The organism is Streptomyces sp. NRRL B-24085, from assembly GCF_001282115.1.
Lineage (GTDB): Bacteria > Actinomycetota > Actinomycetes > Streptomycetales > Streptomycetaceae > Streptomyces.
Window position 1 is genome coordinate 1 of record NZ_LJBR01000240.1, and the last position, 4,107, is coordinate 4,107.

Here is a 4,107-nt window from a genome sequence, read left to right on the forward strand (position 1 = left end):
CTGCGGACGATGTCGACGGTGCGGTGGCTCTCAATGCCCGTTTGCATGCCAAGGTCATGGAGCTGGCGGGCAACGCGGTTCTTGCGGAGCTGGCGGCGCAGGTGGACCGTCGGGTGCGCTGGTACTACACGCCGATCGCCCGCCAGCGTGGCCGCCAGTCCTGGATCGAGCACCGTGAACTGATCGCCGCCATCGCCGACCGCGACGAACAGCGCGCCACCGCGGTCATGCGGCAACACACGGAACACACGCGGAAGATGTACCAGGACCGGGAGAAGTAGCCCACGAGACGGGTCGGTCCACGGCGACCCGGCCAACGGCACGGACACCGCCGGTCGGACAGCCCGGGTCTTCGGGCCGTCGGACCTGACGGCTCCCGCACAGACCGTCCGGGCCTGGTGGCCGGAGGGTCGGACTGCCGTCGAGGAGACGGTCCCGGTCCGGTGACCGCCGGAAAGATCGCCGCGGGGGGACTGCCAGGTCCGACCGTCCGGGCCTGACGACCATCCCGGTGCGACCGTCCGGGCCTGGCGTTCGCCCTGGTACGACCGTCGGGGCCTGGCGACCGCCCCGGTGCGACCGTCCGGGGTGGCGACCGACAAGCCGGCCGCCGTTGGACGGACCGCCCCGACCCGACCACCACCGAAGCAGAGCCCACCGGATCCGGCCGCTCCACCCCGGCCACTGACGAGGCAGACCCCACCGGAGCAGGCGGCCCCATCCCACCAGTTGCGTGGGACAGGGCCGCCTGATGCGCCGTATCCCTGCTCAGGTCGCCGCCTGAGGGTGGGGGGTCGGGGAGGTTGCGCCGCGGGGGCGGCCCGGCTGGCGTAGCAGCAGGGCTATCGCCGCCGCGAGCATCGACGTGGCGCCGGCCAGGGCGTACGCCCCGTCGTAGCCCCAGGCCGCGACGACCATGGAGCCCAGGCCGCCGCCGAACAGGCCGCTGATCAGCTTGCCGCTGTACACCAGCCCGTAGTTGGAGGCGTTGTAGTTCTCCCCGAAGTAGTCCGGGGTGAGCGCCGCGAACAGCGGGTAGAACGCGCCGCCGCCGAACCCGGACAGGAACGCGAAGAACAGGAACAGCGACTCGCTCTTGACGTCACCCGCCCAGATCACGCCGAACTGCGCGAGCCCCAGGACCACGATCACGAACACCAGCGTGGACTTGCGGCCCCACTTGTCGGAGAGCCAGCCCACCACCCCGCGCCCGATGCCGTTGATGACGGCCATGACACCCATCGAGGAGGCCGCCACCAGCGGGCCGAAGCCGATCTCCTTGGCGTAGTCGACCTGGAAGGAGATCCCGAAGATCGACACTCCCGCGGTCATGACGAGGGCGATCCACATGAGGGGGAGCATGCCGGTCCTGACGGCCTCCTTCGGCGTGAACTGCCGTACCGCGGGCGGGTTCTTGGAGAGGGAGGCGGCCCCCTTCCCGTCGCCGCCGTACGTGAGCGGGTCGATGTCCGCGGGCCACCAGTTCTTCGGCGGGTCCTTGAAGAAGAACGCGCACCCGACGACCACGATCAGGATGTAGCAGCCGATGAGGTCCAGGACGCGGTGGTAGTTCGCCGTGTCGAAGCCGTAGTTGAAGATGAAGATGAAGGGCAGTGATCCGTACGCGAAGCCGCCGTTGACGAACCCGGTCTTGGCACCCCGGCGTTCGGGGAACCATTTGCCGACCATGTTGATGCAGGTCGCGTAGACCAGTCCGGCGCCGACACCTCCGATGACGCCGAATCCGAGGATCGCCAGCCAGACGTTGCCCAGGTGCGACAGGGCGAGGAACCCGACCATGCACATGCCCGAGCCGATGTACATGGCCTTGCGGGCGGTCAGGATGCCCTTCTCCCGCAGCCAGCCCGCCGGGAAGGCGATGCCGGCCTGGAAGAAGACCCAGACGCTGAGGATCCAGAAGGTGTTGCTCTGCGTCCAGCCGTGGGCGTGGGACAGGGTGTCCTCCGCCGAGCCGTACGCGTACTCGAAGACGCTGATGGCCATCATGGTGAGCCAGGGCAGGTACACCATGAGCTTGCGCGAGTGACCGAGGATGTCCCGGTCGGTCTCGCCGATGCGGTAGACGCGGCCGTTGGCGTCGGTCACTTCTCGGTAGGGACGTTGTGCGGCGGTGGAGTGTGCGGTCTTGTCGGTCTCGCTGCGTGCTGCGTACGGATCTGCCGTCATGTCAGGCCATTTCCTCGCCGAGCGGTTGCGGGTTGGGTACGGTCCGACGGCTGGTCTGGGGGCGGCCGGGCGCCTTGAGGAACAGCGCGAGGACCGCGGATGCCAGGCCGATGGAGCCGGCCAGGACGAACGCGCCCTGGTAGTCCCAGGCGCCGACCACGATCGAGCCGACACCGGAGCCGACGAGCCCGGAGATCAGCTTCGAGCTGTAGACCATGCCGTAGTTGGAGGCGTTGTTGTTCTCACCGAAGTAGTCGGCCGTCATCGCGGCGAACAGCGGGAAGATCGCGCCGCCGCCGAAGCCGGAGACCATGGAGCAGAAGAGGAAGAACGGCATGCTGCCCATCTGGCCGGAGATCAGCACGCCGAACTGGGCGGTGCCCAGCACCAGACACACGATGATCAGGGTGTTGCGGCGCCCGAACTTGTCGGAGATCCAGCCGATCACCCCGCGCCCGGTGCCGTTGACGATCGCCTTGAGCGACATCGCCGTGGCCACGATCCCGCCGGCGAAGCCCATGTCCTTGCCGAACGGCACCTGGAAGGCGATGCCGAAGATGTTGATGCCGGCGGTGCACAGGAGGCAGAACCACATCATCCACAGGACGGGCGTGCGCGCGGCCTCCTTCGGGGTGTACTGCTTGACGGCCGGCGGGTTCTTCTCCAGCGCCCGCCGGATCTTCGGGTCGTCGGTCTGCTTGAGCGGGTCGACGTGCGGGGGCCACCAGTTCTTCGGCGGGTCCTTGAAGAACCAGCCCGCGAACGCCACCACGGCGCAGCAGACCAGGCCGACCGTCACCAGGACACCCTTGTAGTTGCTCAGGTCCATGTACGACGTGAACAGGAAGACGAAGGGCACCGAGCCGTAGGCGAAACCGCCGTTGACCATGCCGGTCTTGCCGCCCTTGCGCTCCGGATACCACTTGCCGACCATGTTCACGCAGGTCGCGTAGACAAGACCGGCGCCGATACCGCTGCACACGCCGAAGCCCAGGTAGGCGAAGATCACGTTCGGTGCGAACGCCAGTGAGATGTAGCCGAGGATGGTGCCCAGCGCGCCGAGCATCATGGCGTACCGGGCCGGGAGCTTTCCGCTCTCCCTGAGCTGCCCGGCCGGGAAGGCCACGGCCGCCTGGAAGAACACCCAGACGCCCATCAGCCAGAAGATGTGCCCGCTGCTCCACAGATGGGCCTCGTGCAGCGTGTCCTCGGCCGACGTGAACGCGTACTCCGAGGAACTGATGCCCAGCATGCCCATCCACGGGAAGAGCACCATGGTCCATCGTGGTCGTCCCATGATGTTCCGGTCGGTCTCGCCGACCCGGTACACGCGGCCGTTGCGGTCCGTCACCTCCCTGAAGGCGGCGGACGACGAGTAGTCGATGGTTGTCATAGTCTTCAAGCACTCCTTGCGTCGAAAGATCTGGCCAGCGCCCCCTGTCCAAATGCCTTTCGTGCGCGCACGGATCCCGGGGTCCGCCGACGCGCACCGCCGTCGGACCCCGTGCTCATTCACGTCATGGACCACCGCCCAAGGGGCCGGGAACATGGCTCCGGTTCACCACGTCAGATCACCCCGCCGGACTTCAGCAACCGCAACTCCTCGTCGCCGAGACCCAGTTCTCCGATATAGATCTCTTCGTTGTGTTGGCCGAGGAGGGGTGGGGTGGTGATGTGGGTGGGTGAGTCGGAGAGTTTGAGGGGGTTGCCGACCGTGGTGAAGGAGCCGCGCTCGGGATGGTCGACCTCGACGATCATGCCGTTGTCCGCGAGCGAGCGGTCCTCGATGATCTCTTTCGGGGACAGGATCGGCCCGCACGGAATGTGGTGCGCGGTCAGCTTCTCCAGCACCCGCCACTTGGGCAGGGTCACCGTCCATTCCTCGATCAGCTGGAACATCTTCGCCAGCTTCGGCAACCG

The 4,107-nt window shown here is 67.3% G+C and carries 4 protein-coding genes; 1 reads left to right on the top strand and 3 read right to left on the bottom strand.

The window, feature by feature from the left end; translation table 11 throughout:
* The coding region (locus tag AOJ26_RS24980; protein WP_159044385.1) for an FCD domain-containing protein at nucleotides 1-281 on the top strand (281 nt) is incomplete at its 5' end.
* A gap of 487 nt (nucleotides 282-768) precedes the next feature.
* Here AOJ26_RS24980 and AOJ26_RS24985 read toward each other — a convergent pair.
* The 3 genes from AOJ26_RS24985 to AOJ26_RS24995 form a co-directional block, all read right to left on the bottom strand.
* On the bottom strand, nucleotides 769-2,187 hold the full coding sequence (locus AOJ26_RS24985; RefSeq protein ID WP_053850590.1) for an OFA family MFS transporter: 1,419 nt from the start codon (nucleotides 2,185-2,187) through the stop codon (nucleotides 769-771).
* A gap of 1 nt (nucleotide 2,188) precedes the next feature.
* On the bottom strand, nucleotides 2,189-3,580 hold the full coding sequence (locus AOJ26_RS24990) for an OFA family MFS transporter (RefSeq protein ID WP_053850591.1): 1,392 nt from the start codon (nucleotides 3,578-3,580) through the stop codon (nucleotides 2,189-2,191).
* A 173-nt stretch (nucleotides 3,581-3,753) separates the two neighbouring features.
* Nucleotides 3,754-4,107 (bottom strand): CoA transferase (locus tag AOJ26_RS24995; RefSeq protein ID WP_199828870.1); only part of this gene is annotated, 354 nt, incomplete at its 5' end.